This is a genomic window from Paramesorhizobium salinisoli (genome assembly GCF_003335045.1).
GTDB classification, from domain to species: Bacteria; Pseudomonadota; Alphaproteobacteria; order Rhizobiales; family Rhizobiaceae; genus Paramesorhizobium; species Paramesorhizobium salinisoli.
Genome location: NZ_QOZG01000003.1, coordinates 139,938 through 166,765, shown reverse-complemented (window position 1 = coordinate 166,765; position 26,828 = coordinate 139,938). Strand labels below are relative to the sequence as shown.

24 protein-coding genes and 2 pseudogenes are annotated in these 26,828 nt (G+C 60.4%); 8 read left to right on the top strand and 18 right to left on the bottom strand.

Annotated features, from left to right (window positions below; genetic code table 11):
• The first annotated feature begins 241 nt into the window (after positions 1-241).
• The 4 genes and pseudogenes from DUT91_RS07795 to DUT91_RS07780 all read left to right on the top strand — a co-directional run.
• The gene (locus tag DUT91_RS07795) at positions 242-1,177 is read left to right on the top strand and encodes a pirin family protein (protein WP_114439830.1); all 936 of its coding nucleotides are present in this window, start codon (positions 242-244) and stop codon (positions 1,175-1,177) included.
• Positions 1,178-1,202: 25 nt separating this feature from the next.
• A complete protein-coding gene (locus DUT91_RS07790; RefSeq protein WP_114439829.1) occupies positions 1,203-2,450 on the top strand; it encodes a DUF5996 family protein in 1,248 nt (415 codons plus the stop codon).
• A gap of 104 nt (positions 2,451-2,554) precedes the next feature.
• Entirely contained in the window at positions 2,555-2,794 is a 240-nt protein-coding gene (locus DUT91_RS07785; protein WP_105745836.1) for a DUF2188 domain-containing protein, read from the top strand.
• A gap of 292 nt (positions 2,795-3,086) precedes the next feature.
• A pseudogene (locus tag DUT91_RS07780) lies at positions 3,087-3,545 on the top strand (SDR family NAD(P)-dependent oxidoreductase); the annotation flags it as partial.
• A 235-nt stretch (positions 3,546-3,780) separates the two neighbouring features.
• Here the strand turns inward: DUT91_RS07780 and DUT91_RS07775 are convergent.
• From DUT91_RS07775 to DUT91_RS07765, 3 genes are all read right to left on the bottom strand, one after another.
• Positions 3,781-4,785: a zinc-dependent alcohol dehydrogenase family protein gene (locus tag DUT91_RS07775; RefSeq protein ID WP_114439828.1), complete on the bottom strand. Its 1,005-nt coding sequence runs from the start codon at positions 4,783-4,785 to the stop codon at positions 3,781-3,783.
• Positions 4,786-4,972: 187 nt separating this feature from the next.
• Positions 4,973-5,260, bottom strand: coding sequence for a DUF1330 domain-containing protein (locus tag DUT91_RS07770; RefSeq protein ID WP_114439827.1), 288 nt, complete (start codon positions 5,258-5,260; stop codon positions 4,973-4,975).
• Between the two features lie 52 nt (positions 5,261-5,312).
• The gene (locus tag DUT91_RS07765; RefSeq protein ID WP_114439826.1) at positions 5,313-6,326 is read right to left on the bottom strand and encodes a zinc-binding alcohol dehydrogenase family protein; all 1,014 of its coding nucleotides are present in this window, start codon (positions 6,324-6,326) and stop codon (positions 5,313-5,315) included.
• A 97-nt stretch (positions 6,327-6,423) separates the two neighbouring features.
• On the opposite strand from DUT91_RS07765, the gene DUT91_RS07760 reads away from it, so the two are divergent.
• Positions 6,424-6,789 (top strand): winged helix-turn-helix transcriptional regulator, encoded by a 366-nt coding sequence (locus tag DUT91_RS07760; RefSeq protein WP_114439825.1) that lies wholly within the window; start codon positions 6,424-6,426, stop codon positions 6,787-6,789.
• Here DUT91_RS07760 and DUT91_RS27395 read toward each other — a convergent pair.
• Positions 6,707-7,027, bottom strand: coding sequence for an Arm DNA-binding domain-containing protein (locus tag DUT91_RS27395; protein ID WP_160113633.1), 321 nt, complete (start codon positions 7,025-7,027; stop codon positions 6,707-6,709). The genes DUT91_RS07760 and DUT91_RS27395 overlap by 83 nt on opposite strands.
• Before the next feature lie 258 nt (positions 7,028-7,285).
• Here DUT91_RS27395 and DUT91_RS07750 point away from each other — a divergent pair, with 258 nt between their 5' ends.
• Complete coding sequence (locus DUT91_RS07750; protein WP_114439823.1) at positions 7,286-8,002, top strand: hypothetical protein; 717 nt, start codon at positions 7,286-7,288, stop codon at positions 8,000-8,002.
• 114 nt (positions 8,003-8,116) lie between these two features.
• On the opposite strand, the gene DUT91_RS07745 is transcribed toward DUT91_RS07750, so the two are convergent.
• From DUT91_RS07745 to DUT91_RS27390, 4 genes and pseudogenes are all read right to left on the bottom strand, one after another.
• The gene (locus tag DUT91_RS07745; protein WP_114439822.1) at positions 8,117-12,934 is read right to left on the bottom strand and encodes an autotransporter outer membrane beta-barrel domain-containing protein; all 4,818 of its coding nucleotides are present in this window, start codon (positions 12,932-12,934) and stop codon (positions 8,117-8,119) included.
• A 450-nt stretch (positions 12,935-13,384) separates the two neighbouring features.
• Positions 13,385-13,681 carry a hypothetical protein gene (locus tag DUT91_RS07740; RefSeq protein WP_114439821.1) on the bottom strand — a complete coding sequence of 99 codons (297 nt, stop codon included), beginning with the start codon at positions 13,679-13,681 and terminating at the stop codon, positions 13,385-13,387.
• Positions 13,682-13,863: 182 nt separating this feature from the next.
• Complete coding sequence (locus DUT91_RS26130) at positions 13,864-14,031, bottom strand: hypothetical protein (protein WP_200834921.1); 168 nt, start codon at positions 14,029-14,031, stop codon at positions 13,864-13,866.
• Positions 14,032-14,149: 118 nt separating this feature from the next.
• Positions 14,150-14,386: pseudogene (locus DUT91_RS27390) on the bottom strand (putative immunity protein); the annotation flags it as partial.
• A gap of 224 nt (positions 14,387-14,610) precedes the next feature.
• Here DUT91_RS27390 and DUT91_RS07730 point away from each other — a divergent pair.
• The gene (locus tag DUT91_RS07730; RefSeq protein WP_114439820.1) at positions 14,611-14,970 is read left to right on the top strand and encodes a hypothetical protein; all 360 of its coding nucleotides are present in this window, start codon (positions 14,611-14,613) and stop codon (positions 14,968-14,970) included.
• Positions 14,971-15,052: 82 nt separating this feature from the next.
• Here DUT91_RS07730 and recQ read toward each other — a convergent pair whose 3' ends face one another.
• The 8 genes from recQ to urtA form a co-directional block, all read right to left on the bottom strand.
• Positions 15,053-16,912, bottom strand: coding sequence for a DNA helicase RecQ (gene recQ, locus DUT91_RS07725; protein WP_114440157.1), 1,860 nt, complete (start codon positions 16,910-16,912; stop codon positions 15,053-15,055).
• A gap of 289 nt (positions 16,913-17,201) precedes the next feature.
• On the bottom strand, positions 17,202-17,657 hold the full coding sequence (locus DUT91_RS07720) for an RbsD/FucU family protein (protein WP_114439819.1): 456 nt from the start codon (positions 17,655-17,657) through the stop codon (positions 17,202-17,204).
• A gap of 261 nt (positions 17,658-17,918) precedes the next feature.
• Positions 17,919-18,422, bottom strand: a complete 504-nt coding sequence (locus tag DUT91_RS07715) for a YciE/YciF ferroxidase family protein (RefSeq protein WP_114439818.1) — start codon at positions 18,420-18,422, stop codon at positions 17,919-17,921.
• A 144-nt stretch (positions 18,423-18,566) separates the two neighbouring features.
• Positions 18,567-19,262 carry an urea ABC transporter ATP-binding subunit UrtE gene (gene urtE / locus DUT91_RS07710; RefSeq protein ID WP_114439817.1) on the bottom strand — a complete coding sequence of 232 codons (696 nt, stop codon included), beginning with the start codon at positions 19,260-19,262 and terminating at the stop codon, positions 18,567-18,569.
• Positions 19,263-19,290: 28 nt separating this feature from the next.
• The gene (gene urtD, locus DUT91_RS07705; protein WP_114440156.1) at positions 19,291-20,043 is read right to left on the bottom strand and encodes an urea ABC transporter ATP-binding protein UrtD; all 753 of its coding nucleotides are present in this window, start codon (positions 20,041-20,043) and stop codon (positions 19,291-19,293) included.
• A gap of 4 nt (positions 20,044-20,047) precedes the next feature.
• A complete protein-coding gene (gene urtC, locus DUT91_RS07700; RefSeq protein ID WP_114439816.1) occupies positions 20,048-21,202 on the bottom strand; it encodes an urea ABC transporter permease subunit UrtC in 1,155 nt (384 codons plus the stop codon).
• Positions 21,199-22,815, bottom strand: a complete 1,617-nt coding sequence (urtB, locus tag DUT91_RS07695; protein ID WP_114439815.1) for an urea ABC transporter permease subunit UrtB — start codon at positions 22,813-22,815, stop codon at positions 21,199-21,201. The genes urtC and urtB overlap by 4 nt, the downstream gene beginning before the upstream one ends.
• Before the next feature lie 123 nt (positions 22,816-22,938).
• Entirely contained in the window at positions 22,939-24,240 is a 1,302-nt protein-coding gene (gene urtA, locus DUT91_RS07690; RefSeq protein WP_425373760.1) for an urea ABC transporter substrate-binding protein, read from the bottom strand.
• Between the two features lie 361 nt (positions 24,241-24,601).
• Here urtA and DUT91_RS07685 point away from each other — a divergent pair, with 361 nt between their 5' ends.
• Entirely contained in the window at positions 24,602-25,396 is a 795-nt protein-coding gene (locus DUT91_RS07685) for a GGDEF domain-containing protein (RefSeq protein WP_114439813.1), read from the top strand.
• 10 nt (positions 25,397-25,406) lie between these two features.
• On the opposite strand, the gene DUT91_RS07680 is transcribed toward DUT91_RS07685, so the two are convergent.
• Together DUT91_RS07680 and sseA are read right to left on the bottom strand one after the other, a co-directional pair.
• Positions 25,407-25,928 carry a GNAT family N-acetyltransferase gene (locus DUT91_RS07680; RefSeq protein ID WP_114439812.1) on the bottom strand — a complete coding sequence of 174 codons (522 nt, stop codon included), beginning with the start codon at positions 25,926-25,928 and terminating at the stop codon, positions 25,407-25,409.
• 2 nt (positions 25,929-25,930) lie between these two features.
• A complete protein-coding gene (gene sseA / locus DUT91_RS07675; protein WP_114439811.1) occupies positions 25,931-26,782 on the bottom strand; it encodes a 3-mercaptopyruvate sulfurtransferase in 852 nt (283 codons plus the stop codon).
• Positions 26,783-26,828: the final 46 nt, after the last annotated feature.

Here is a 26,828-nt window from a genome sequence, read left to right as displayed (position 1 = left end):
AAAGGGTAGGACGGCATTCGCTGATCTGCTGGCGGAAACGAGTGAGTGCCGGGCTGCCCGGCGAGTGCGGAAACTGACATCTCCATCGGTGATGCGGTAGGCCTGATCCTGCCAAACGCCGAATGGACACTGAAGACTCTTGGACGTTCGTGGAAGTTTCCGATGCCGGGGGCGTTTCGGCCGCCGGCTACGACGATCGCTCGGCAGGATCAGGCAATCCAAAGACAAAGGGATGATGCACATGAGTTGGAACCCAGCACTTGAACCGGGCTGCCCGGACGAGGTCGGCATCGATGCGATCGAAACCCTGATCGTTCCGCGTTCGCGAGACCTTGGCGATTTCCAGGTCCGGCGTGCCCTTCCGGCACCGAAGCGGCAGATGGTCGGGCCTTTCATTTTCTTCGACCAGGCCGGGCCGGCCGAGTTGCTGACCGGACAGGGCGTCGATGTCCGTCCGCATCCGCATATCGGCCTCGGCACGGTGACCTACCTGTTCAAGGGCGACTTCCATCACCGCGACAGCACCGGCGCTGATCAGATCATCAGGCCCGGCGCGCTGAACTGGATGGTCGCCGGGCGGGGCGTCACGCATTCGGAGCGCACGTCGGCGACGGCACGCAGCGGGCCGAACAGCCTGTTCGGCATCCAGACTTGGCTGGCCCTGCCGGACAGCGATGAGGACGTGGCCCCCAGCTTCGAGCATCATGGCAAGGAGACGTTGCCAGTCATCGAGGATCGAGGCGTCTCGGTTCGGCTCATCCTCGGGAACGCCTATGGCAAGACCGCGCCAGCGACGATGCTTTCCGAGACGTTCTACGCCGATGTGAAGCTCGAGCCGGGAAGCCGGCTGCCCATGCCGGACAACCACGAGGACCGCGGCATCTACATCGTCGAAGGATCGATCTCGGTCGCCGCACAGGAATTCGAGGCCGGGCAAATGATGGTGTTTCGGCCGGGCGACCACATCACGGTAGCCGGTGGGGACCGGGGCGCACGGCTGATGATCCTCGGTGGCGCAACCTTCAACGGACCGCGCTACATCTGGTGGAACTTCGTCGCCTCGTCGCAGGAACGCATCGAACTCGCCAAGGCGGAATGGCGCGCCGCGAACTGGGGCAATGGACGGTTCGATCTGCCCGTCGACGACCGCAACGAGCACATTCCCCTTCCGGAATGACCGAATCCAGCCTGGAGGAACCGAAATGACCAAATGGCCCGACCTCGATTACCTCAGCTGGCGCGAGACGTGTTCGGCTCTGCATCTCTATCTCCAGGTCGCCGGCAAATACCGGCTGGCGCACACACCGTGGCTGAACCATTCGTGGAACGCGACCTTCTACGTCACGCCGATCGGTCTGGTGTCCTCGCCGATTCCGGACGGACCGGGCATCGAGATCCTGTTCGATCTGCGCGAGCACAAGGTCGTGGGCACCTGCGGCAACGGCCGCAGGGAATCGTTCGATCTCGGGCCGATGACGGTTGCCGAATTCCACGCGAGATTCGTGCAACTGATTTCGGATCTGGGCGGCACGCCGACGTTCAATAAGCAGCCGAACGAGGTGCCGAACCCGGTACCCTTCGCCGAGGACGATCGCGACCGGCCCTATGACCGCGAAGCCGTTCAGCGCTTCCATCAGGCCCTGATCGCGATCGACAAGGTCTTCAACCGGTTCCGCACGTCGTTTCTGGGCAAGTCCAGTCCCGTTCACCTGTTCTGGGGCAGCTTCGACCTGGCCCTCACCCGCTTTTCGGGACGGCGCGCGCCGCTCCACCCCGGCGGCATCCCGTCCTTGCCGGACGACGTGGCGCAGGAGGCCTATGACCGTGAGGTGTCCTCGGCGGGCTTCTGGCCGGGCGGCAACGGCATCGACTATCCCGCCTTCTACGCCTACGCCTATCCGGCGCCGGCCGGCTACCGCGCCGCGTCCGTGCAACCCGATGCCGCGTTCTGGCATGAGGGCCTGTCGGAATTCATCTTCCCCTACGATGCCGTGCAATCAGCCGCCGATCCCGACGAAGCGCTGATGGCTTTCCTCGTCTCTACCTACGAGGCGGCGGCTGATCTGGGCCGGTGGGACCGTGATCTTCTGGAATGCGCGCACGGCAAGCCCCGACAGGTGCGCACGCCTGATGCTGCGCTGATAACAAGCACACCTTCGGTGGGCGACGAGAAGGTCGAGCGGGAAGATGGTCCGTCGAAGGGACGCTATCGACTAGTCGTCGATGGCGTCGAGGCAGAAATGACCTACAGCCGCGCCAGCGACGGCCTGATCATCATCGACCACACGGAAGTGCCCGCGGCCCTGCGCGGCCGCAAGGTGGGCGAGCGACTGGTGCGCGAGGCGATCGAGGATGCGCGGCGCGACGGGGTCGAGATCATTCCGCTGTGCCCGTTCGCGAAGGCGCAGATCGGTCGCCATTCGGAATGGCAGGACGTGCTGCGTCGGTGATGGGAGGATGGTGGCGCATCTGCGCCGCTCTGCACACCTTCCTTTCCAGCCATCTCCGGAGCGAGAGCAACAAATAGGAACATTCCAACGGCAGGAGCGATGAAATGAACGATGTAAAGTATCGGATTGTCGAACACGATGGCGGCTGGGCCTATCGGGTAGATGGAACCTATTCCGAAACATTTCCCAGCCATGATGCGGCCTTCGGCGCGGCGCGGCGGGCGGCCTGCAAGCAGTTGCGGCCGGGCGAAACCACGGGCATCGTCTGGGAGGACGCGACTGGCCACTGGCACGCGGAACTCTCGCGCGCCGGCGACAGGCCTCAAGCAGAGGTCATCGGCTGATGCAGCGCTGCGGTCATACCCACACCATCCGGACCGTGAGGCCGGATGCGCTGGACTGCGAGGACTGCCTGAGGTCAGCAGTTGGTGGGTGCATCTGCGGCCATGTCGGCTGCTGCAAACGGTTCCCCGAACCGGCACGCCCGAGCCCACTGCGAGGCCACGGGTCACCCGGTCATCGAGAGCTACGATCCCCGGAAGGGTGGGGAACGGTCAGACCGCTTTTGGATGGTGCTCGCGCGCGCCCTCGTAGCAATCCCGGCTATTTCGGCGTGGCCGCGCCGTAGCGCAGGCCGTAAACACATTCGGCACCATGGCGATGACGCAAGCCGTGCTGCCCGGCTTCCGCGCGCAAGAATCGGGCGTGATCGTCAACGTGTCGTCTGCCGTAACGCTCAAGCCCTTGCCGATGCTGTCGGCATATACGGCCAGCAAGGCGGCCGTGGAGGCGTTCAGCGAAGACCTCGCGCTGGAGGTGGAACCGTTTGGAATTCGCGTGCGGCTGGTCATCCCCGGTCGAGCGCCGGAGACGTCCTTCAGCGCGGCCGCCCGCGCCCGCTCGCAGAACGGCATACCCGAAGCCTATTCCGACTGGGCCAAGCAGGTATTCTCCTCAGCGCCGCCGCAGTCCGTCGAAGTCACCACCGCGAGCGACGTGGCGGAGGCGGTCTGGCAGGCGGTGACAGATGCATCTTCTCCGTTCCGCATCCCGGCTGGCGCGGACGCGGTGACGCTTGCCGAGAAGGCCGCATAACGGCGGGCCTTGCCCCTTCAATGGCCGGATCGTTCGACGCGATCCGGCCTTCACCAGCGGCAAGATCAAACGAGACGGTGACTTCCAAAGCTCCGCAAACGTAATCTTGGGTAGGTATGTGCGCTTGGGTGGCAGGAATGGGCGGCAATACGACCGCTTTTGGGAAGGCGGGATGTCGTAACTGCCTTCTCTAGGGCAGTGGTTATAGGGGAAAATACCACTGTCTTTTCGTTTTCTAGCGCTGCGTGGGAAGCTCGACAGTCTGGCCCACAACATCGATCGCCACCTTGCCTCGAAGCCCACGGGAGCTTCCGGCTTCGAGCAATTCATGAGCTTCGCCGACGCGAGCCAAAGGCAGCACGGCACCGATCACCGGCTTGATCAGGCCACGTTCGACAAGGTTTGTCAGCGCGTCGAGCTTGCCGCGGTTCTGCCGGGTGAACACGAAATGGTAGGCGGCATTCTTGCCCCACGCCTCGATCAGGTTTTGCGGCTGTGCGATGTCGACGATGCTGACCACCCGTCCGGCATCCGCAAGCGTGAGCGGGCTTTTCGTCAGGGTGTCGCCGCCGATGGTATCGAACACGACGTTCACCCCTTGCCCATGCGTCAAGTCCGCCACGGCTGAGACATAGTCATCGGAGGTGTAGTCGATGACCTCGTCCGCTCCAAGCGAACGTACGAATTCACGGTTGCTGGAGCGCGCCGTCGTGATGACCCGCGCACCCATCGCCTTGGCAAGCTGGATCGCCACCGTGCCCACACCGCCGGCGCCACCGTGGATCAAGATCGTTTCATGGACGGCAAGCTGGGCGCGGGTCACCAAGGCTTCCCAGATCGTACCGCCAACCAGCGTCAGGCTGGCAGCCTCCAGATGGCTGATATTGTGCGGCTTGCGAGCGATCAGATCGACATCGACAACGTGCTGCTCCGCATATGAGCCGGGGCCGCCGAAGATTTTGGGCGTGTAGTAAACCTCGTCGCCTGTCTCGAACTCGCTCACGTCCGCCCCTTTCTCTTCCACGACGCCGGAAACGTCGTGTCCGATGATGGCGGGGAGCGGCACGTAATCGACATAGTCGCCGCGGCGGATCTGATAGTCCAGGGGATTGATGGCAGTGGCGTGAACGCGCACCCGGACCTGTCGCGGTCCGACAGCCGGTACGGAAACATCGCGCAGCTCGAACGCGTCGTAGCCACCGAACTTTTCGAGGACAATTGCCTTCATGGTATCGGTCATGGTCTTGCCTTTTCGAGGATTAGTTGCAGATACCGCCTATATTGGGAGTACCTATAGAATATGTAATACGCACAAAATCGCCCTTAAGTGCAACAAAGGATACTGTAAGGGTCAAGCGGCGCCATTCCGGTCTCGATTTCAATCCCGGTTGCGCATCTGGCGGCAGCGATCAGCCGATAGAAAGGCGTTACAGTCCCGCTACTATGAAACCTCGATACCGCGCCCCTTTGAAACGGTGCTGTGCGGTCGCCTGATATTCGGGGCTGCGATACCAGGTCCGCGCAGCATCCATATCCGGAAAATCAAGGATGACCGCGCCTTCGATCTCGTCACCCTCCAACGTCTCGATTGCGCCGTAATCCGCGAGGAGCTTCATTTCGTGACCTTCGAAGCTCGCGTCGACCTTGGTGGAATATTCCTCGAGCTCGACGGGATCGACCGTCTCGTCTCGCATGAAAACGACATAAGCTGACATGGCAACTCATCCTTCTATTCAAGATGTCAGGGCGGGTCGTGCGTTCGCCGGTTCAGAAGCCTTCGAGGACGATCTTGCCCCGCGCCTTTCCGCTCTCGAGCAGCGCATGAACGTGCTTGAGATTGGCGGCATTGATCGGCGACAGGCGTTCGGTCAGCGTGGTGCGCAGTTTGCCCGCATCGACGAGAGCACTCGCCTCGTTCAGGATACGGCCCTGTTCGGCCATGTCGGGCGTACCGTAGATCGGCCGCGTGAACATCAGCTCATGGTGGATTGAAACCGCCTTGCGCTTGAACGCCATGATGTCGAAGCCCGCCGGATCGTCGATCAGGCAGAAGCGGCCCTGCGGCGCGATCAGTTCGACGATTTCACCCACATGGTCGCCCGTATGGGTCGTCGAGAATACGAAAGCAGGCGCACCAATGCCGAGCGCCTCTACTTGGGCCGCCAGCGGCTTCGAGTGATCGAGGACGTGATGTGCGCCGAGCGTCTTTACCCAATCCTGCGTCTCGAGACGCGAGGCAGTCGCGATGACAGTCAGGTCGGTGCGCTGGCGGGCGATCTGCACCGCAACCGAGCCGACGCCACCGGCGCCGCCGATGATCAGGATGGCGGTGGCCGCGCCCGGAACCGGTTTGTTCACGTCCAGTCGGTCGAAAAAGGCTTCCCATGCGGTCAGCGTCGTCAACGGCAGCGCGGCGGCTTCAGCCCAATCCAGCGAGGCAGGCTTCTTCCCGACGATCCGTTCATCGACCAGATGCAGCTCTGCATTGGTGCCTGGGCGGGTGATCGAGCCGGCATAGAATATCTCGTCGCCCGGCTGCAACAGCGTCACGTCCGGCCCGACGGCGCGCACGATGCCGGCGGCATCCCAGCCCAGCACCTTCCACTCGCTGTCCTGTGGCGCCGTGCTACGACGAACCTTGTAATCGACCGGGTTAACGGAAATCGCCTTCACCTCGACGAGAAGATCGCGGCCGGTGGGCGATGGCTCGGGAAGACTGATGTCGACTAGCGACTCCTCGCCTTCGATCGGTCCGGGAACTTTGTATCCAACAGCTTTCATGTCAGCATCTCCAATCTTGTAAAGATCGATTTAAGTCGTATATCCAAATTTATCGATACGCAAAAAATTTGCTCTAGGTGCACAAGAGGATACTGCCATGGTCAAGCGACGCCACACCAGTTTGGATAGCAATCCCGGTTGCGCGGTAGAGGCGGCAATCAGTCTGATCGACGGAAAATGGAAATGCGTTGCGCTTTGGTATCTTCAGGAACGAGGTACGGTTCGCTTCAACGAGTTGATGCGCCTGATGTCCGGCGTGACGCAGAGAACGTTGACCAATCAGCTGCGCGAATTGGAAGCCGACGGGCTGATCAACCGCGTTGTCTACGCTCAGGTGCCGCCCAAGGTCGAATATAGCTTGTCTGATCGGGGCCGGACATTCATTCCGATCCTTCTATCCCTTTCGGCCTGGGGGGAAGCCAATATGGACCTGTTCCAGCAATCTGAGACGGCGGCTTCGTAACTCTTTGCCGAGCTGCAAGTCCATGTGGTGACACCGCCCGTTCCCATTCGACCAGATCGGTGACCGGTTGCGAGGCTGCATAGGCCCGCTTGTCGGCTACCGGATCGGTACCCTTCGCAACCGCCCGGCGCAGTTCGGCCGCCTGTCCGCGGGCATCGGCCAACGGCACATCCGGGTAACGCCCGATCTTCGGTAGCTCGTGGAACCGTTCCAGAGAAGAATCGCTGCCGGCTGGCACCGATATCTGCGATCAAAGGGCATCGTCAGAAGGGCGTTCTCATCCGAATCTAACCGGGCGCTTGCCAAAATCTCATCCGGGACTCCCCAGAATCTAACCAGGCTCCCACGAGGCCTTAGCCGGCTATCGGCATCCTGGTGTCATGAAACTGTAATTTTGAGCCCAAGTCGCCGTTGCTCCCCTCGGCGCCAGCTCTTTACAGAAGCGGCTTATGACAGTTTTATGTCAGAGCGGAGGGGATTGAGAAAAGAAGGTATAATGAGCCGCGAGAATCAGGTGTTTATCTGTGTGGTGGTCGCCTGTGTGATCCTGCTTTTCACCATCGGCCTTTCCAGGCCGGATTTGTTGGTTGAAGACGGCATCGGGGAGAGCCTGGGCGCTGCGGGGTTTGCGGCGGCCTCGCTGCTCGCGTTGCGTGCGGCTTTTAAGAGTGCCTTTGTGACCTCAACTGAGAGGAGCATCCTCGTCGGCACGAGCGGGCTGTCCTTGATACTCTTTCTCAGCGAGATCAGTTTCGGTGCGCGTATTTTTGGTCTTCAAATGCCGCAGATGAGCGGCGGCGGAGAATTTGACGGCGGCCATGACATCATCATTCTCCTCGTTCGCCTGCTAAACGACGCAGGACGTACCGAGCTGCTCGTGATAGCGACAGGGATGGCGCTCCTCGTGGCCGCCGCGGGCGTACTTTTGGCCCTGTTTCGACAAAAGGCTCAGGCGAGCGTCAGGTATATTCTTTCGAGGGCATTCGAATTCCGTCTGGCTGTGGCCGTGTGCATGCTCGCAAGCGCCGTAACCCTCGATCTCATAACGTCGTATAAAGCAGCGATCCTGGAAGAAGTCTTGGAATTCTCCGCGAGCGGCGTGTTGATCCTGGCCGTGTCTGCGCTGCTTCGGAAAAAGTCACAAGCCCGCAACGCCCCTCCGGCCGGTATCTACAAACAGACGCGTCAATGGAACGCGTATGTTGACCGATGAACATGTCTCCAAGCTAAAATTGGCTTTGGCGAATACCGGAGGCAAAGCCCAGGCGAACTATGCCTCCGGGAACTCTGGCCAATGTTAATGGCACCTAGAGAGCTCCGGGGCCCCCTACCATGTGACCTTCAGCCCGAGATTGCCGTTGAGCTTATAGCTGTCGGCGAAGTTCTCCAGGCTGGTGTCGACCGAAACCTCGCCATAGAGCGCGTATCTGCCATCAGCCCAGCTATAGGTGCCGCCGGTGCCGATACCGGCCCAGGTCCGCTCGTTCTCGCTGGCAAAGCTCACCTCCGACACCTCGATCCGGCTGCCCTCGCGGAACTCATGGGTGAGATTGGCGATGGCATAGACATTGCTCTGCACCAGCATGCCGTCGTCACCGCGCCATGCCCGGCCGTAATCGGCCGCAATGCCCAGCCGGCCCTTCAGGCTGTCGCTCCTGTCGTGCGACACGTCCGCCCCGAACGGATCGGTGAAGCCGTCGAACTCCACCTGCGACCAGGTGATCTGCGCCTGCGGCGTCAGCGTCCAGCTTGGATCGATGGCAATGCGCTTGCCCGCTTCCAGGCTCAAGGCATAGCCGAAGCCGTCATTGCCGTCGGTGAGCGTCTGTTGCGCCGTCTGCGAATTGAGATCGCTGCGATACCAGGTGGTTCGCGCCTGAGCGTCGAAATATCCCCCCTCCTCGCCATAGAAGGTCAGCGTGCCGCCGAAACCATAGCCGTCGGTCTTGATGCTGCCATCGCCGTGCACCGCGCTGACATCCGCCTTGGCATGGCCGTAATGCACGGTCAGGCCTCCGATCAAGCGTCCGGCTTCCGTCTCGTAAAGCAGGCCGTCGAGACCGGCCCGCAGCTTGACCATGTCGATGTCGTAGCTTGTGGCGCTGGTGGAATATTTCGGCTCGAAGCGGCCATGCGCTCCTTCGATCCGCCCCCAGACGGCGGACGCCGCATCGACATCGGGCGAAGGAGCGGCTTCAATCTCCCCCGGTCCGTCGCCTTCCTCGATGACCGGATTGGCCGCGCCGCGCCAGTAGCGGTTGCCCACGCGCTCACGCAGCGTGCCCATTGCATTCAACTGCTGCAGCACCTCGGCATAAGCCTCGTAGATCGGAACGCCCGGCTGGTAGTGCGGGATCACAGGCCCCGGCCCCGGCTGCAGCGGATCGCCAGGATTGGGAGGGGTCCCAGGACCTGGTCCAGGTTGCAAGGGGCTGCCTTGAAGGTTCGTGCGCAGATACCAGTCGCCGTCAGTGGGCGTCGAAATCCCGTTCTTGTAGAGCCGGTAGGCATAGGCGCCACCGACCACTGCCGGCTGGCCCTGGAAGGTGTAATCGGCCAAGAGCGTGAAGGTAGCGCCGGAAGCGCCGTCAACATCAATGATCTTGATGCCCTCATTGGTCAAAGCGCCGTTGCCACCCATATTCTTGACGGCAATCGCGCTAGTGCCCGAAGTCGTGCCGGTGACATGCATGCGGTGGGTTTTCGAATCGTCGTAGCCAAGTACGCTGTTGACGATGATCGTACCGCCCTGGCCGACATAATCGCCATTTACTGTCAGCGTCGTTCCGGGCGTGTCGCCGCCGAGGTTCACCGTGCCGGCATTGGTGAGCGATGTCAGCGTCTGGTCAAAACCCTTCAGGTCGAGCGTACCGCCTGTCTCAACGGTGAAATCGGACGTTGTACTGAAGACATTCGCCGCGCCTGCCGCAAGTGTTCCGGCCTTTACCGTCGTGTTCCCCAGATAGCTGCCGGCGCCCGTCAGGAGAAGTGTGGCTGAGCCGGTTTTGGTCAATCCTGCATGACCGTCGAGCGGGCCGCTGAGTGTCAGGTCGGCATCGGTCTGAAAGGTGCCGCCGCCATCGTCAAACGTTATCGGACGCGGGGTACTGAACGCGGCGGTATTCCGGAGTGTGCCGCCACCGAAGATGAGTTCGCCGGAGGCCGCGCCAAGATTATTATCGGCCGAGACCGAAACAACGCCTTCCTCGAAGAAGGTTCCTCCCTGGTAATCATTGCTGCCGGTCAACGTCAGGGTGGCAGCTCCGGTCTTGAAGAGGGAACCACCGCCGGTGATATTGCCGTTCCACGCCAAGTCGGCATCGGTCTGGAAATTGCCGGTGCCGTTGATTGTCACCAGGCGGTCGGAACTGAACACCGCCGTATTGCGGAGCGTACCGTCACCGAAGGCAAGTCCACCTGACAGATCGCCAAGATTGGCATCGGCGGAGACAGAGAGGGTGCCGTGCTGGATAGTGGTGCCGCCGAGATAGCTGTTGGTGCCGGCAAGCACCAGAGTGCCGCTATCGGTTTTCACGAGCCGGCCAGCTCCGGTCAGCTCCGAGGCGATCGTGGCGGTCAGCGCCGCGTTGCCGAAGCCAGTTCCGGTGCGGATGATGGTAAGGTCGGCATCAAGCGAGATGGCATCGCCTTCGATACGATAGCCATCGACTGTGAATTGCATGCCGGCGACCGATATGGCGCCGTTACTGTCGTCAACAGTTACCGTTCCTGCCGTTCCCTGGAAAATGGCAAAATTCCCGTTGCTCCACATGCGGTTGAACGCGCCGTCCATCTCGGTCCAGTTGTCGTTTGGCCGGTTCCAGATGCCGGATCCGCCATCGACTGTCCCATTGTCATGTTGCGCGGTGTTGCCGCCATCCCAATAGCTGAGGGTCACACCGGCGGTATTGATCAGATTGACCTCTTTTGCCACGGATGTTTGCACGGTGAGATCGGTTTGCAGGATACCGTCCGGCAATGTGCCCAAATCGAGCCCGTTATTGGTGAGCGCACCGTTGTAATTGAACAGCCGGTATAGGCCGGGGCTGAAGCCGCCGAGATCGTGGATATCAAGCGTGCCGTCCAGCGTAAGATCGCCCGCGACATCGAACAGACCCGTCGTCTCCGGTACACCGAGCGAGACATCGATTTTGGCAACGCTGTTGAGCACGAGATTGCCACCGAATTTCAGCTGCTGGCCCTGCACGCCGACCAAGGTACCCAGGACAGTGGTATCACCCACTACGGTGCCGGTACCGCTGAGCGTGCCTGAGGCGCTGACATTCATTGTCCCGCCGAGCGTCTCATTCACCCTTAGGATGCCCTGCTCAACTATGGTGTTCCCGGCAAAGCCGCTGCTGTCGCCGGCCAGTATCAGGGTACCGACGCCGAGTTTTTTGAGTTCGCCAGGGCCGGTCACGGCACCGGAGTCCGTGAACTCGTTATTGGCATCCGCGATATCGATGGCGCCGCCACCGCTGCCCACATTGATGGTGCGGCTTGTCGAGGTGTAGTTCCTGCCGATCACCCGCAGCGCACCCGAATCCAGCGTCAATCCACCCGAGGGATCTCCTAGATTGGTGTCCCGCGAAACCGACAGCACGCCGCCGCCATTTACCACCGTTCCGCCCTTGTAGGTGTTGGCACCGGTGAGCGTCAGCTCTCCGGAACCGGCATGAGTCACGGTGCCGTTTCCGCTGATCAGCCCGCTATAGGCGTATGGGTCGGAGCGTTTGAAGACGAGCATGGCATCGTTGTTGATGTCGCCGGCGATGCTGCCTGCCGTTGCGCCATTGCCGATTTGCAGAACGCCGCCCGAGATATTGGTTACGCCGGTATAGGTGTTGGCGCCGGTAAGAATAGTGGTGCCGGCAATCTGATTGACCGTTCCGTTCCCGGAAATGGCGGGCGCGAAGACGTAGCCGGTATCAGTGTGGTTGAAATTGATCGTGCCCGTGCCGGCTCCGAATTTCACCCCGCTGGCGGCGACCGTGCCGGCTGCCACGGCGGTTGCCGCCGGCGCAGCACCGATGTTCAATGTTCCGGTCGAACCGTGGGCGACTGCGATGTTCAAGGCGGCGGTGGTCGAAACACTGCCCCCATTCGAGACCGTAAGCGTGCCCTTCCCAGCATTGCCAACGGAGATAGCGGCGGTATTGGTCAATAAGGAATTGGGACCATCGACGCTGACCGTGCCCTTGCCCGACAGATTATCGCCAATGTTGATTACCGATGACATGGCATCGACTTTACCGCCATCCGCGATATCGAGCGTGCCGGTGCCCCAACCGCCGACATGGATGAGCACGCCTCCGAAGATCGTCCAGGCGGAATCCTTCCCCGTGACCTGCACCGTTGCGTGGCCGGCCCTGCGGGAAGTATCGCCCGTTGCAAGTTCCCCGACCTCGCTGCGGACAGTACCGCCATTCGATATGACGAGCGTGCCGTTTCCATAATATCCCACGCTCACATGGCCTTCCCCGCGCGCTGCAGGAACATCTATGTTTGAGCCCTGACCATCAACCGTCACGTAGCCCGTAGAACCTACGTCCCGCCCAATTTCGATTTGGGAACCGCTGATCGAACCGCCATTCAAGACGTTAAGCCTTCCCTGGAAGAGTCTATTAGCGGGATCAGGATTCGGGCCTCCGCCCACCCTCACCACGCCGATCGCGGGGCCAGAGCTGACGAGCTTGGACTGTTCACCGGTGCCCGAATTTTTTCCGGTAACGGTCACACTCGGCATTGCCCCTAACCCGTAGATGAAGAGCTGCATTTTATCCTGTGTGATGGATCCGCCGTCCTGGATCGCCAGCCCCCCGGAATCCAATGCTGTCCCGGATTGTCCTCCGACCGTGATGGATCCCTGGAAATTGGTGATGGCATCTTCGACTACGGGCAACACTGCTGCGCCGGCGCCCATGTTAATGATGACGTTTTCAGTGCCGACGGGAGCGTGGTTTAGAGACCAGTTGCCGGATTCGGTCCATTCGCCATCGTCGCCTTTCCAGTGGTTATCTGCGGCGATGGCCGGAGCACCCAAGCTCATATGGGCCATTGCTATCACTGAAACGGAATAGAGTAGTTTCTTAAAACGCTTTTCCAGATAATGAGCCGGCGCGAGCGGCTGACTTTTATAATTCATCCTGCCATTCCCTCTCCCATACGGATATCAGAGAAAATGCACTGATATTCCGCAACCCCCAGATAATAGACAGCATCAGAGATGCGTCTTTTCGCCTGAACTATAATCGCAACACAGAATCCATCGATACCTATGCCGACAAAGACTGAAATTTATTCTTACAGATACCAAGAATTCGAAGTTTAGCAATATTGTACAGATGCAATCCTGTGAATAGATAAAACTTAAACAAATTATTAGCGTTACCCCTGCTTTACAGCAGGCGCTCAGGCCTACATTTCTCCTGAAATCATACACTAATCTGGAACAACGGGTTGCGCCGTATTGCCGTAACCGGCAATCAGGTTGCTATGTATGGATGGATCAAGAATGTGATCAGTTCTGGGGAAACAACTGGTTGTCGGTTCAGCAAGATTGCTGAGCGCCCCGGTCCATGACCATGTGACAAAGTTAAACAGCAGGCGCATTTTGCGGGGAATAATCCGCCGAGAAAGGGGTATACGCCACTTCCCGCTGCCCGTCCGTAAGCGTCACACGCACCGCCTCACCGAAATTTCCTGATTCGGTGGAGGACGGCACGAGGCGGGGCTGCCCTTCAAGAGCCTGCTGTCCGTCCTGCGGCGCATAGTATCCGTGCCGGACGCCATCGGTTATGATCACTGAGCCGTCCGATCGTACTTCGGCTATGGTTAAATCACCGCCCGTGCGTGGCAATGAAACCTGAAAGCGTTCATCATCCTCTGACATCGGCTACCCTCCATGACATCAAGACAGGCCTGCATGGCTGCGAGGCGGTTTTCCATTCGTCTTCAACGGCATGATCAATGACTTAGTTCCAAACGCAAAAATAAGCCCCGCGACCCGTGAAGGGCGCGAGGCAAAATCAGATCAGCTAGCGGATGGTGGTTTGGCGATTTCAGGCACGGGTCTTAGTCGTCGGAGGTGACGAAATTGGTGGTGAAGCGGCGTTGGCCGGCGCGGCCAATGATACTTCTACGAAGAAGTGCTGCGGAGCGCATGATCGATGCAACGAAGGAGTTCTCCTGCACGACCGCCGCCAGGAGGCGCTGGAGGGAAACGACATAGTATCTCCACAACCCTCGGGCTCGCTCGTCCTACAGCGCGTTCTGCATAGTTTGCGCCGATACCTGGCGTCTCGTCATTTGCAAGTTCAGCAGCTCGGGCGGCGTGGGCCGCCGCGCCAAGAATGTGCCGAACCTGCGTCGAGCGGGGCAGCGGATGAAGATAGGCAGCGGCCGAGGCGCACATAGCGGCCCGCGCAGCCTCGCTTGCCGCCGCATGTTCGGACCCCTGAGCCGCCTTTAGAGCGCCCCAGGCTGCGTCGCGAAGTGCCTTCACACGTTTGCCCCCTCGCGCAAATGTCCACGCGGTATCGATCGCCTCACGCGGACGGCAATCAGAGGGAAACACTTTCGAATATCTCCAATACATCTGCTGCACCTTCAGCGGCATATGCAGTGATGACACGAAGATCCTCCATATCAAGTTTCATTTCCGCCATGCATCACCCCCCTTGATCTGAAGCCTGAAGGGTCCGTTTTTTCAATCGGCAACCGTTCCCATTGGTTCCCGGCTTCATATGCGAAATAAAGCGGGAACATTGGATGGTCTCCACGGTTTGTGGCTGTCGTCATAACCTAAAAGGAGACCACACCATGTTGCGTAGATTGATTGCAGTTTCGCTTGTTTCCGCAGCGATGGCCACGGCAGCCATGGCGCAGACTTCCGGAGGCTCGGGTTCAGGCGGAGATACCGGAGGCACGTCCGGGACTGGCACCGGGACGACCGGTGGAGCAAGCAGCGGTACTGGAACCGGCTCCGATAACAACAACACCACCGCGCCCGCCGGCGCTGGAAACGGAACGTCGGGCGGCAACTCTGGCGATATGAGCGGAAGCGGCAATACTCAGCAAACCCCAAGCGGCACCACAGGTCGTACGGATTGCCCTGATACATCGACTACCGGCGGGACAGCAGCAGGAACTGCTGCGGGAACCCCGGAAGGTTGCCGTTAAATAGTGAACCGAACGTCGCTGAGCGCAAAAAGGCCGCCGCCCCCGGTCAGGGAGCGGCGGTATGCCTAAATCTGCGGTATGCCTAAATCTGATGCGCCCGCATGACCTTCAAGAAGGCATCGCCGTAGCGCTCCAGCTTTGACTGGCCGACGCCGGAGATACCGAGAAGCGCGGCGCGGGTCGTCGGACGCTCGGTAGCGAACGCCACCAGTGTCGTGTCTGGAAAGACGACATAGGGCGGGACCGAGAGTTCCTTGGCGATTGTCGTTCTGGCCGCGCGAAGAGCCTCGAAAAGCTCCATGTCAGATCCCTCAAGCGCGGATTTGGCGTTTACAGAACGCGATGATCCGTTTTTCGAAGCCTTTGCGCCTGTCGGACGATCCTTGCGGAAGCGGACTTCGCGTTCGCGCTTGAAGACGGCGCGGGCTCCCGGCTCCAGCTTCAGCGCGCCGAAGGCGTTGTGATCGACGCTGACCAGACCGGCGGCGAGAAGCTGGCGGTAGACCGACTGCCAGGTCTTGGCTGCAATATCCTTGCCCGCGCCGAAAACTGGCATGTCCGTATGGCCGAAGCGGGTAGTCTTCTCGTTATCATTGCCGAGCAGCACGTCGATGAGATGGCCGGTGCCGAAGCGCTCGCCAGTCCGGTAGATCGCAGCCAGCGCCTTGATGGCAGCGTCCGTTCCGTCCCAGGTCTCGACCGGCTTCAGGCAGGTATCGCAATTGCCGCAGCCGCCCGCATGCGCCTCGCCGAAATGGGCCAGGATCGCCTGCCTGCGGCAGCCGGGCGTTTCGCAGATGCCGAGCAGCGCATTGAGCTTGGCGCGTTCGACACGCTTGATATCGTCACCCGAATTGCCTTCATCGATCATCCGGCCACGCTGGATGACATCGGCCATGCCATAGGCCATCCAGACGTCGGAGGGCAGCCCGTCACGACCGGCGCGGCCCGTTTCCTGATAGTAAGCCTCGACGGAGCCCGGCAGATCGAGATGCGCAACATAGCGCACATTCGGCTTGTCGATGCCCATACCGAAGGCAACTGTGGCGACAAGGCAGAGATTTTCCTCCTTCAGGAAAGCATCCTGATTGGCGTCGCGAACGGCGCGGTCCATGCCCGCATGATAGGCAAGTGCGCGAATCCCCTGCCCGTTCAGCCATTCGGCCGTGTCCTCGACCTTGGCGCGCGAGAGGCAATAGACGATCCCGCTCGAGCCCTTGTGGCGCGTGAGGAAGCGCAGGAGTTGCTGGCGCGGCTGATCGCGCTCGACGATTTCATAGGCGATGTTCGGCCGGTCGAACGAGGTCGTGAAGACCTCCGCCGAGTGTAGATTGAGCTTGTCGATAATGTCTTCGCGGGTATGGGGGTCGGCGGTCGCCGTCAGAGCCATGCGCGGCACGCCGGGATATGCCTCCGAGAGATGGCCGAGTTCGCGATATTCCGGGCGGAAATCATGGCCCCATTGGGAAACGCAATGCGCCTCGTCTATGGCAAACAGTGCAATCCTGGCATTGCGGACCATATCCTTGAAACCGGGCGTCACAATGCGCTCCGGCGTGACATAGAGAAGATCGAGAGCGCCGTCGGCGATCGCCCGGCGGACATCCAAAAGCTCCTCGCGCGTCAGCGAGGAATTCAGCGCGGCGGCCCGCACGCCAAGTTGCTTCAACGCTTCCACCTGGTCACGCATCAGCGCGATCAACGGGGAAACGACGATGCCAATGCCATCGCGGCAGAGCGCCGGGATCTGGAAGCACAAGGATTTCCCGGCGCCCGTGGGAAACAGAACGACCGCATCTCCCCCCGAGACGACGCGAGCGATGACATCGGCCTGCTTGCCGCGGAAGGCAGGGTAACCGTAGACCTGCTTCAGGACGGCAAGGGGATTTTTCGTACGCTCGCCGTCAAACAGCGGGTCGAAGCGGGACTGCATCTGCACCATGGAATCGCTCTCTTGGAAGATCATCCTATGGCACAGGTTCCACGGTTAAGAGAATAGGCGGGATCGGAGCGATGTTCGATCAACAGCCCATTCACCTCGCAGTTCACGCCGCACTGCCCAATGTTCGGGAACGAAAGCCCAGGCGAAGCGTTGTACCGTCAATGAAAAAAAGGAGAGAGCCATGCTTCGCGCCGGAATTTTATGGATGATGGGTGTTCCGCTTTTTGTAGTAATCCTGCTCTGGTATTTCTTCTTCTGAGCGCCCATTGGGTAAGCACTCGACTTCGTCTCACATCGCTTCAGGGGGAATCACACCCTTGGTCAGCAGGAAGCAACCGTAAAACCGGGTTTCCCCTGTGGTGATCACGCAATAGGCCTTCTTCGCCTGTTCGTAGAAGGCAAAGCGTTCGATACCGTACATTGGCGTGCTTTTTCCCTCCATCTTGTCGATCTCGGCCTGCACTTCCCCCTGCACGCCAGGAATTTCGCCAGGCGCGCCCATGATCTCCATGCGCCCAACGGAGGGCTGCAATGGTGTGTCCAACGGCAGCACCGACAAAATGGCTTTGATGGCCCGGGCGGCGGAGACATTGTCGATCCGCAGAAGCCTTCCGAGCGCCGTCTGCCGCGCAATAGCGTCGGAAGGAAAATTAGTGTCCGTGAGGACAAGCGTGTCTCCATGGCCCATGGAGCGCAGAGCATACAACACGTCCGCATTCAGAGCCGGATCAATATTCTTCAGCATTAAACCCTCATATCGACCATATTGCGGAAATACCTCTCCGGCATTCCGCCGCCAAACAATAGCAGGGCATAGCCGATCCTACATTGCAAGGGTACAGAAAAATGGAGCCGTGCCCGTCGTGTTTTTCGCCGTTTGTTCGGCTCGGCCCAAGCGCTCTGCAACCGCCGCTTTGACGCTTGGCCAGGATTGGGCGACACTGCCGCCTAATCCCGACGCTAGAGCGGCTCCTGACGAGAATCAGAATCGCTTCATGCCTGAACGTCAGGCGGCTCTTCGATTCACGTTGCTTTCAGCCAGATCGGTGAGCTTCTGGTCAGTTGCCTTTTCTTCCGCCAGATTCTGCTGGAAGAGCGCAGCGCAATCCGAGCGGCCGAGTTCCTTGGCCCATGCGATCAGCGTGCCGTAGCGCGTGATCTCATAGTGCTCCACTGCCTGAGCGGCCGCGATCAGCGCCGCGTCCATGACCGTCGGATCATCAACTTCTCCCACGATCTCGTTGGTTTCCTCAATAATGCCGTCGATTGCCGGACAATTGACGCCCTTGGCTTCTATACCATAGAGATCGAAAGCCTCTTCCAAGCGCCGGACATGGTTCTGGGTTTCGCCCAGATGCGTCTCGAAGCTCATTTTAAGTTCCGGATTGCTGGTCTTTTCCATCATGTCCGGAAGCGCTTTGGCGATCTGTTTTTCGGCGTAATAGATATCCTGCATCGTGTGGACGAAAAGGTCATCCATCGAATGGATGTCTTTTGAGAAAAAGCCCATGGTCGTACCTTTCTGTGCTGGGGAACTGCCCTCCGCCCCACCCAGAGGACGTGTTCTCCCAACGCCTGCTCGCCGATATGGTTCCGGTGAGAGAGACCATGTGCATGTAATGTCGAGTGCTTCGCACCTCGGATTGCGAACCTATCAAACCGTCAGGAACCGACGGACTTCCGGCCTGTCGAGGCTCGCCGCATCGCCGGAATGGACGATCTCGCCACGGTCCATGACGTAGACGTGATCGGCGAGCTCCCGGCAGAAATCGAGATATTGTTCGACCAGCAGGATGGCGAGGCCGCTGTGGTCGCGCAGGTAACGGATGGCCCGGCCGATATCCTTGATGATGGAGGGCTGTATCCCCTCGGTCGGCTCGTCCAGCACGAGCAGCTTCGGCCGCGCCACCAGCGCCCGTCCGATGGCCAGTTGCTGCTGCTGTCCGCCGGAGAGGTCGCCTCCCCGGCGGCCCAGCATGGATTTCAGCACCGGAAAGAGCTCGAACACTTCAGGCGGCACATTGCGGTCCCGCGGTTTCACGGCGGCATAGCCCGTCGCCAGATTTTCCTTCACCGACATGAGCGGAAAGATCTCACGCCCCTGCGGCACATAGGCGATCCCCGCCCTCGCCCGATCATAGGCGGGCTTGCGATCGAGCGCGTCGCCCTCGAAGCTGATGGCGCCCGATGCAACAGGCTGATGGCCGACGATGGCGCGCAGCATACTCGACTTGCCAACGCCGTTGCGCCCCAGCACGCAGGTCACGCTCTGCGGCTTCACCTCGATGGAGACGCCGCGCAGCGCCTGTGCGGCGCCATAATAAAGGGAGATATTGTCAACGCTCAGCATTCGGCTTCCCATCATAATTCCCAGGCCCTCATCGTCCCAGGTAGACCTCGATCACACGACTGTCGCCGCTCACCTGGTCAAGCGAACCTTCCGCCAACACGGTGCCTTCATGCAGGCAGGTGACCTTCACATCCAGCTCGCGGACGAACTGCATGTCGTGCTCGACCACGATGACCGAACGGGTCTGCGCGATCTCGCGCAGGAGCCGCGCCGTCTCCTCGGTTTCGGCGTCGGTCATCCCCGCCACGGGCTCGTCCACCAGCAGCAGCTTGGGGTCCTGCGCCAGGAGCATGCCGATCTCCAGCCATTGCTTCTGACCATGGCTGAGCGCCGCCGCCAGTTCGTCGCGCCGTGCGGTGAGCCTGATCGTCTGGAGGATTTCGTCGATGCGCTCGCGCTCCGCCTTGGTCTGGCGATGGAAGAGCGCCGGGATCGCCTTGCGCGGCCCGGCCAACGCCAGCACCAGATTGTCCTCGACCGTATGGCTTTCGAAGACCGTGGGCTTCTGGAACTTGCGGCCGATGCCCAGCATGGCGATCTCGGATTCATCATGCTTGGTGAGATCGACCCTGCCGTCGAAGAACACCTCGCCCTCATCCGGCCGGGTCTTGCCGGTGATGATGTCCATCATCGTCGTCTTGCCGGCTCCGTTCGGTCCGATGATGGCGCGCATCTCGCCGGGTTCCAGCACCAGCGAAAGATTATTGATGGCGCGAAAACCGTCGAAGGAGACGGAGACACCGTCGAGGTAGAGAATGCTCGTCGTTGTTTTAGCTGACATCATGTCACTCCGCCGGGCTCTCGATTGGATTTCTGGCGGACATCATGGGCGCCCTGCCATCGCGTTCCCGTCTTTGCTTCCACCATTCCTCCCATGCGCCGACGATGCCCTTCGGCAGGAACAGGGTCGTGGCGATGAAAAGCGCGCCGAGAGCGAACAGCCAGAGCTCGGGCAGAGCGCCGGTGAACCAGCTTTTTCCGCCATTGACCAAAAGCGCGCCGATGATCGGGCCGATGATGGTTCCGCGTCCCCCGACGGCGGTCCATACCACCACCTCGATGGAATTGGCCGGCGCGAACTCGCCGGGATTGATGATGCCGACCTGCGGCACGTAGAGCGCGCCGGCGATCCCCGCCATGACGGCGGAAAGGGTGAAGGCGAAAAGCTTGATGTTTTCAGGCCTGTAACCGAGAAAGCGCATCCGGCTTTCCGCGTCCCGGGCGGCGATCAGCAGCTTGCCGTATTTGGAGCGGACCAGAGCCGAGGTGACGAGGACGCCCAGCGCCAGCGCCAGCGCGCTTGCCGCAAAGAGCGCCGAGCGGGTTGCGTCGGCCTGGATGTTGAAGCCCAGAATGTCCTTGAAGTCGGTCAGACCATTGTTACCGCCGAAGCCCATATTGTTGCGGAAGAAGGCGAGCATCAGCGCATAAGTCAGCGCCTGGGTGATGATCGAGAGATAGACGCCCGTGATGCGCGAGCGGAAGGCGAACCATCCGAAGACGAAGGCGAGCAACCCCGGCACGGCCATCACCATCAGCATGGCGAACCAGAAATGGTCGAAACCATGCCAGAACCACGGCAGTTCCTTCCAGTTGAGGAAGACCATGAAATCGGGCAGATCAGGATTGCCATAGACGCTGCGCGCGCCGATCTGGCGCATGAGATACATGCCCATCGCATAGCCGCCGAGGGCGAAGAAGGCGGCGTGACCGAGCGAGAGAATGCCGCAGAAGCCCCATACGAGATCGAGCGCCAGCGCCAGAAGCGCATAGGTCAGGTACTTTCCGACAAGCGCGACAACATAGGTAGGCATATGCAGGGGGCTCGATGCCGGAACCGCAAGATGCAGGACAGGCACCAGAACGGCGGCGGCGACGAGAATCGCGAGAAGGATATTGATGCGGCGCTCGAGGCCGCCCGCGAGAAAACGGGTGATCATGCTTCCACCGCCCTTCCCTTGAGTGCGAAAAGGCCGCGTGGCCGCTTCTGGATGAAAAGGATGATGAGGATCAGCACTGCGATCTTGCCCAGCACCGCTCCCGCATAGGGTTCGAGGAACTTGTTGAGTACGCCCAGCGTGAAGGCGCCGACCAGCGTGCCCCAGAGATTGCCGACGCCGCCGAACACAACCACCATGAAACTGTCGATGATGTATCCCTGCCCGAGATCGGGCGACACATTGTCGATCTGCGACAGCGCCACGCCCGCGATGCCGGCAATACCGGAACCGAGCGCGAAGGTCATCGCGTCGATCCATGGCGTGCGGATCCCCATGGACGACGCCATACGCCGGTTCTGCGTCACCGCCCGCATCTGCAGGCCAAGCGCGGTGCGATTGAGCACGTAGAGCAGAAGCGCGAAGACGATCAGAGCGAAGACGACGATCCACAGGCGGTTCCAGGTAATGGTCAGTTCGCCGAGCTGGAACGCGCCTGACATCCAGGACGGATTGCCGACCTCGCGGTTCGTCGGGCCGAACAGGCTGCGCACCGTCTGCTGCAGCACCAGTGACACGCCCCATGTCGCAAGCAGCGTCTCCAGCGGACGCCCGTAGAGGAAACGGATGATGCCGCGCTCGATGATGAGCCCCACCCCCGCCGAAACCAAAAAGGCGAGCGGCAGGGCGATGGGCAGCGACCAGTCGAACAGATCAGGGCTGTATTGCCGGATCAGGTCCTGCACCACAAAGGTGGTGTATGCGCCGATCATCACCATTTCGCCATGCGCCATGTTGATGACGCCCATGACGCCGAAGGTGATCGCAAGGCCAACGGCCGCCAGCAGCAGCACCGAGCCGAGCGAAATCCCGTACCAGACGTTCTGTCCCGCCGCCCAGAGCGCCAGCGTTTGCTCGATCTTGGCGATCGCAGCTCCGGCCGCGTCCTTGAGCTCGCCTTGTGCGCCGGCCTCATAGGATTTGAGCAGCGACAGCGCTTCGCGGTCGCCACGTCCTGCGATGGTTTCGAGAGCCGCCGTGGTTTCCGCCACCGGCGCTTGCGCCTTGAGCGTCGCCGAGGCTCGCGCCTCCATCAAACGCTCCTTCACGGCAGGATCGGTTTCCCGCGCGATGGCTGCGTCGAGCGTCGGAATGGCATGCGGATCGCCCGACTTGAAAATGGTTTCGGCGGCGTTGAGCCGCGCACGCGGATCGACGGACGCAAGCGTCAGTCCACCCAGCGCCTCGCGCACCACCCGACGCAGCGTGTTGTTGACCTTGATCTTCTCGACTTCGCTGCGCTTGGCTTCGCCGGCGACATCGCCGGTCAGCGGATCGGACAGGACGTAACCGCCGGTCTTGCTTTTGCCGATAAGCACTGTCTTGTCGGCCTTGCGCACATAAAGATCGCCCGACGAAAGAGCGCCCAGCGCCCGCTCGGCCTTCGGATCGCCGGTCGCCGCGATGTCCCCAACGATCTTCTCGATGGCTGCGAAACCATCGGCATTGGCAAGACCATTCAGCATGGTCCGCAGCGCCGCATCGTCGGCGCGGGCCGGTCCGGCCATGACCGCGATCAGGATAAAAATCAGGCGAAAAATTCGGAGGACGGGCATCACTGGCCTTTTGTCAGTTGCAATCGATGAGCTGGTACGACGGGGGGCGTCTCTCGAAAAACGCTCGGACGGCGAATGGAGGGGCAAGCGTCACGCGCCTGCCCCTCGCAATCACGCTTACCCTCAGTTCACGCCCTTGCCGCCGCACTTGCCGGTTGCGACGTTGAAATTGCCGCAGGACATCGGTGCGCGCCAATCGGCGATCAGTTCCTTGGAATCGGGCAGATAATCGGACCACTCATCCCCCGGCACGAGACCCGGCGTCTGCCAGACGGTTTCGAATTGGCCATCCTCCTGGATTTCGCCGATCAGCACCGGCTTGGTGATGTGGTGGTTCGGCATCATCGCGGAATAGCCGCCGGAGAGGTTTGGCACCGAAACACCGATCATGGCGTCGATCACCTTGTCCGGCTCGGTCGTTCCTGCCTTCTCGACGGCTTTGACCCACATGTTGAAGCCGATGTAATGCGCCTCCATGGGATCATTGGTCACGCGCTTGTCGTTCTTGGTGAAGGCGCGCCATTTCTCGATGAACTCGGCATTGGCGTCGGTGTCGACCGACTGGAAATAGTTCCACGCCGCGAGATGACCGACGAGCGGCGCGGTATCGAGACCGGCTAGTTCCTCCTCACCGACGGAGAACGCAATGACGGGAATGTCCTCGGCCTTGATGCCCTGGTTGGCCAGTTCCTTGTAGAAGGGGACATTGGCGTCGCCGTTGATGGTCGAGACCACGGCGGTCTTCTTGCCTGCGGAGCCGAAATTCTTGATGTCGGTCACGATCGTCTGCCAGTCGGAATGACCGAAAGGCGTGTAGTTGATCATGATGTCCTCGGCGGCGACGCCCTTGGACTTCAGATAGGCCTCGAGGATCTTGTTGGTCGTCTGCGGATAGACGTAGTCGGTGCCGGCGAGTACCCAACGCTTCACCGAACCGCCCTCCTCGCTCATGAGGTAATCGACGGCGGGGATCGCCTGCTGGTTTGGCGCAGCGCCCGTATAGAAGACATTGCGCTGGCTTTCCTCGCCCTCATACTGAACGGGATAGAAAAGAATGTTGTCGAGTTCCTCGAAGACCGGCAGCACCGACTTGCGCGACACGGACGTCCAGCAGCCGAAAACCGCAGCAACCTTGTCCTTGGAGATCAGATCGCGCGCCTTTTCGGCGAAAAGCGGCCAGTTCGATGCGGGATCGACGACAACAGCCTCGAGCTTCCTGCCCAACACACCGCCCTTCTTGTTCTGCTCGTCGATGAGCATCAGCATGGCGTCCTTCAGCGTTGTCTCGGAAATCGCCATCGTGCCGGAAAGCGAATGCAGGATGCCGATCTTGATCGTGTCTTCCTGGGCCTGCGCCAGTGATGGCCAGGCAAGGCCGGCCGCTATGGCAACGGCAGCCAGGGATTTCGTGAAACTTGCGGTCATGCCCCTCATATTTTCTCATCTCCAGTGTTTTGATTGGACCGGAATGAGTAAAGCAACTGTCGTGCCAAGCTGAGGTGCAAGCTCCAAGAGGACTGCCGGACCTTGTTTTGCAACGTATTTGGCGGTGGCAATGGAATGAGGCAAAGGCATGGTGGGCAGGTCATGCCGCCGTGCTGGATTATTGGGCGGCAGAATGCCTAAACATTACGCACACTGAACGATGCCAAAATTTTAGCCTGGAAACCAATCACCCTCCATTATGAGTGCAGACTGAACAAACCGTTTATTTCCCGTTCATGGAGGGTTCACGCAATGGCTCCTATATCAAGCCCGCAATGAAAACTTGGGGGCGAGAAAGAGTATGAGAACCGCTTTGCTGAAGGCATTTTTGACGACGTTGGCCGTCATTGTCTTTTGTGAACTGGTCTGCTGCGCGGTTTTGCTTTGGATTGGCGATGAAATCACGCCATTTCCGCTCATCATGACAGCCGTTCTCCCGGCGATTACCGCGTTTCCCAATGCGCTCTACACCTATCTCCAGAATCACAGACTCCAGGCGGCGCTGCAGGAACTGAAACTGGCTCACCAGCAATTGCAGGCGAAATCAAGGGTCGACCACATGACGGGGCTGCTCAATCGCGGCTCGTTCTTCGATGCCATGAAGATCAGCCGCTCGCGTATCGAGACTGGAGCTGCCCTTGTCATCGATGCCGATCATTTCAAGAGCATCAACGATACCTATGGCCACGCGATCGGCGACCGCGCGCTCAAGATCATCGCATTTGCTCTGCAGAACGTCACCCGCAAAGGCGATATTGTCGGCAGGATCGGGGGAGAAGAGTTCTGCATCTTCCTGCCCGGCGCATCACGGGATACCGCATTGCGTCTGGCCGAACGGGTGCGTTCCGAGGTGGAGAATACGCCTTTCTATACGACGGCAAACCGGACACACCCACTGACAATCAGCATTGGATGCGCTATGGCGCCCAAGCACGAATCGAACTCTCAAGTGCTGAGCAAGGCGGATAAATGCCTTTATCAGGCCAAGCAGCGGGGTCGCAATTGCGTCGTCTTCGACGACAGCGATCTACCCGCCGCCACGGTGCACCTGCACGCCCGATTGGCTGCACCCCACGAAAGCGACCTGCCCCGCTAGCTTGCAGACATCAATCCCAGGACTGCACTTCTTCCTCGGACCAGCCGACGGGCGTGAAACCCATTTTCTGGTAAAGTTGAAGCGCCCGCGGACTGTCCAGCGAATTGGTGTGGATCGTCACCTTCTGCGGCCCGTGCGACCAGGCGGTGGCGATCGCTTCGGCAAGAAAGAAGTTGCCGAGGCCCCGCCCCTGAAAATCCGGCACCAGGCCGAAATACAGGATTTCCGCCTCCTCCGGCATGCGCGCGAGATCCAGTTCCACGAACCCCGCGGGCGAACCATCGGCATAGAGCACATGAATTTCGGTCGTTGGCGCGTTGATCGTCGCTGCAATCTCGGCGTCGCTCTGGTTTCGCCGCATCGCCCAATGGTGCGGCTTGCCGACCTGCTCGTAGAGATAGCGGTAATAATGCACCGGCATGTCGCTGGCGCGCATGATCGCCAGCTTGATGCCGATGGGTGTCGGCACGGAAACGGCGCTTCGCTCGGTCATCTCCAGATGGGTGACCCTGGCGATCAGCTTCTTTGCCATCTCTATTCCGCCTTCCCCGTTTCAACCGGTGTATCGGCGCGGCTGCCCCACTCGCTCCACGAGCCATCATAGAGCAGATTGTCCTTGTGGCCGAGCGATTGCAGCGCGAGCGTGATTACCGCCGCCGTCACGCCGGACCCGCAGGTCGTCACCACGGGCTTCGTCAGATCAATGCCAGCCTTGTCGAAGATGTCCTTCAATGCGTCGAGATCCTTCAATTCGCCGTCCTGCGAAAGGCTCATGACGGGAATGTTTCGCGCACCCGGCATGTGGCCTGAGCGCATGCCCGCGCGCGGTTCCGGTTCTTCACCGCTGAACCGCCCCGGGCCACGTGCATCTGCGATCTGCACCGAGCCGTCCTCGACGATCTGCCGCATCTTGTCGAAGCTGGCCACCCCGCCCATGTCACATTTGGCGGTGAAGGTCGAAGGCGCTATTTTCGTCACCTCCGCGGTGACCGGCCGTCCTTCCGCTTTCCACCGGTCGAAGCCGCCGTCGAGTACGAAGACTTTCTTCGCCCCCATCAGCCGGAACAGCCACCAAACGCGCGGCGCCGTATACATGCCTGGACCATCATAGACGACGATTGTGTCGTCAGCCGTGACACCCATGCTGCTCGCCTGCTGGGCGAAATCCGTCTCCGACGGAATGGTATGCGGCAGGCCGGATGCGTGATCGGCAACCTTGTCCTGATCGTAGAAAATCGCACCGGGAATATGCGCGGCATCATATTCGGCGCGCGGATCGCGGTTCTGCGCCGGCAGATACCAGGAGGCATCGAGGATGGAGAGGCCGGGCTCGCTCAAGCGCTGCTCGAGCCAATCGGGCGAAACGACGAAGGGGCTTTTGCTCATATTACTCTCCTGAGCACGATCCCGAAAAGCTGCTGGCTTTTCGGAT

Bases quoted from the DNA above. Each gene is read 5' to 3' on its own strand.
- DUT91_RS07715 (WP_114439818.1), bottom strand. From the start codon at position 18,422: ATGGGCTTTTTCTCAAAAGACATCCATTCGATGGATGACCTTTTCGTC.
- DUT91_RS07790 (WP_114439829.1), top strand. From the start codon at position 1,203: ATGACCAAATGGCCCGACCTCGATTACCTCAGCTGGCGCGAGACGTGT.
- recQ (WP_114440157.1), bottom strand. From the start codon at position 16,912: ATGGTGCAGATGCAGTCCCGCTTCGACCCGCTGTTTGACGGCGAGCGT.
- DUT91_RS07730 (WP_114439820.1), top strand. From the start codon at position 14,611: ATGTTGCGTAGATTGATTGCAGTTTCGCTTGTTTCCGCAGCGATGGCC.
- DUT91_RS07740 (WP_114439821.1), bottom strand. From the start codon at position 13,681: ATGTCAGAGGATGATGAACGCTTTCAGGTTTCATTGCCACGCACGGGC.
- DUT91_RS07785 (WP_105745836.1), top strand. From the start codon at position 2,555: ATGAACGATGTAAAGTATCGGATTGTCGAACACGATGGCGGCTGGGCC.
- DUT91_RS07745 (WP_114439822.1), bottom strand. From the start codon at position 12,934: ATGAATTATAAAAGTCAGCCGCTCGCGCCGGCTCATTATCTGGAAAAG.
- DUT91_RS07770 (WP_114439827.1), bottom strand. From the start codon at position 5,260: ATGTCAGCTTATGTCGTTTTCATGCGAGACGAGACGGTCGATCCCGTC.
- DUT91_RS07775 (WP_114439828.1), bottom strand. From the start codon at position 4,785: ATGACCGATACCATGAAGGCAATTGTCCTCGAAAAGTTCGGTGGCTAC.
- sseA (WP_114439811.1), bottom strand. From the start codon at position 26,782: ATGAGCAAAAGCCCCTTCGTCGTTTCGCCCGATTGGCTCGAGCAGCGC.
- DUT91_RS07720 (WP_114439819.1), bottom strand. From the start codon at position 17,657: ATGCTGAAGAATATTGATCCGGCTCTGAATGCGGACGTGTTGTATGCT.
- DUT91_RS07685 (WP_114439813.1), top strand. From the start codon at position 24,602: ATGAGAACCGCTTTGCTGAAGGCATTTTTGACGACGTTGGCCGTCATT.
- DUT91_RS07765 (WP_114439826.1), bottom strand. From the start codon at position 6,326: ATGAAAGCTGTTGGATACAAAGTTCCCGGACCGATCGAAGGCGAGGAG.
- urtB (WP_114439815.1), bottom strand. From the start codon at position 22,815: ATGCCCGTCCTCCGAATTTTTCGCCTGATTTTTATCCTGATCGCGGTC.
- DUT91_RS07760 (WP_114439825.1), top strand. From the start codon at position 6,424: ATGGTCAAGCGACGCCACACCAGTTTGGATAGCAATCCCGGTTGCGCG.
- DUT91_RS07680 (WP_114439812.1), bottom strand. From the start codon at position 25,928: ATGGCAAAGAAGCTGATCGCCAGGGTCACCCATCTGGAGATGACCGAG.
- urtE (WP_114439817.1), bottom strand. From the start codon at position 19,262: ATGCTGAGCGTTGACAATATCTCCCTTTATTATGGCGCCGCACAGGCG.
- urtD (WP_114440156.1), bottom strand. From the start codon at position 20,043: ATGTCAGCTAAAACAACGACGAGCATTCTCTACCTCGACGGTGTCTCC.
- urtA (WP_425373760.1), bottom strand. From the start codon at position 24,240: ATGACCGCAAGTTTCACGAAATCCCTGGCTGCCGTTGCCATAGCGGCC.
- DUT91_RS07795 (WP_114439830.1), top strand. From the start codon at position 242: ATGAGTTGGAACCCAGCACTTGAACCGGGCTGCCCGGACGAGGTCGGC.
- DUT91_RS07750 (WP_114439823.1), top strand. From the start codon at position 7,286: ATGAGCCGCGAGAATCAGGTGTTTATCTGTGTGGTGGTCGCCTGTGTG.
- urtC (WP_114439816.1), bottom strand. From the start codon at position 21,202: ATGATCACCCGTTTTCTCGCGGGCGGCCTCGAGCGCCGCATCAATATC.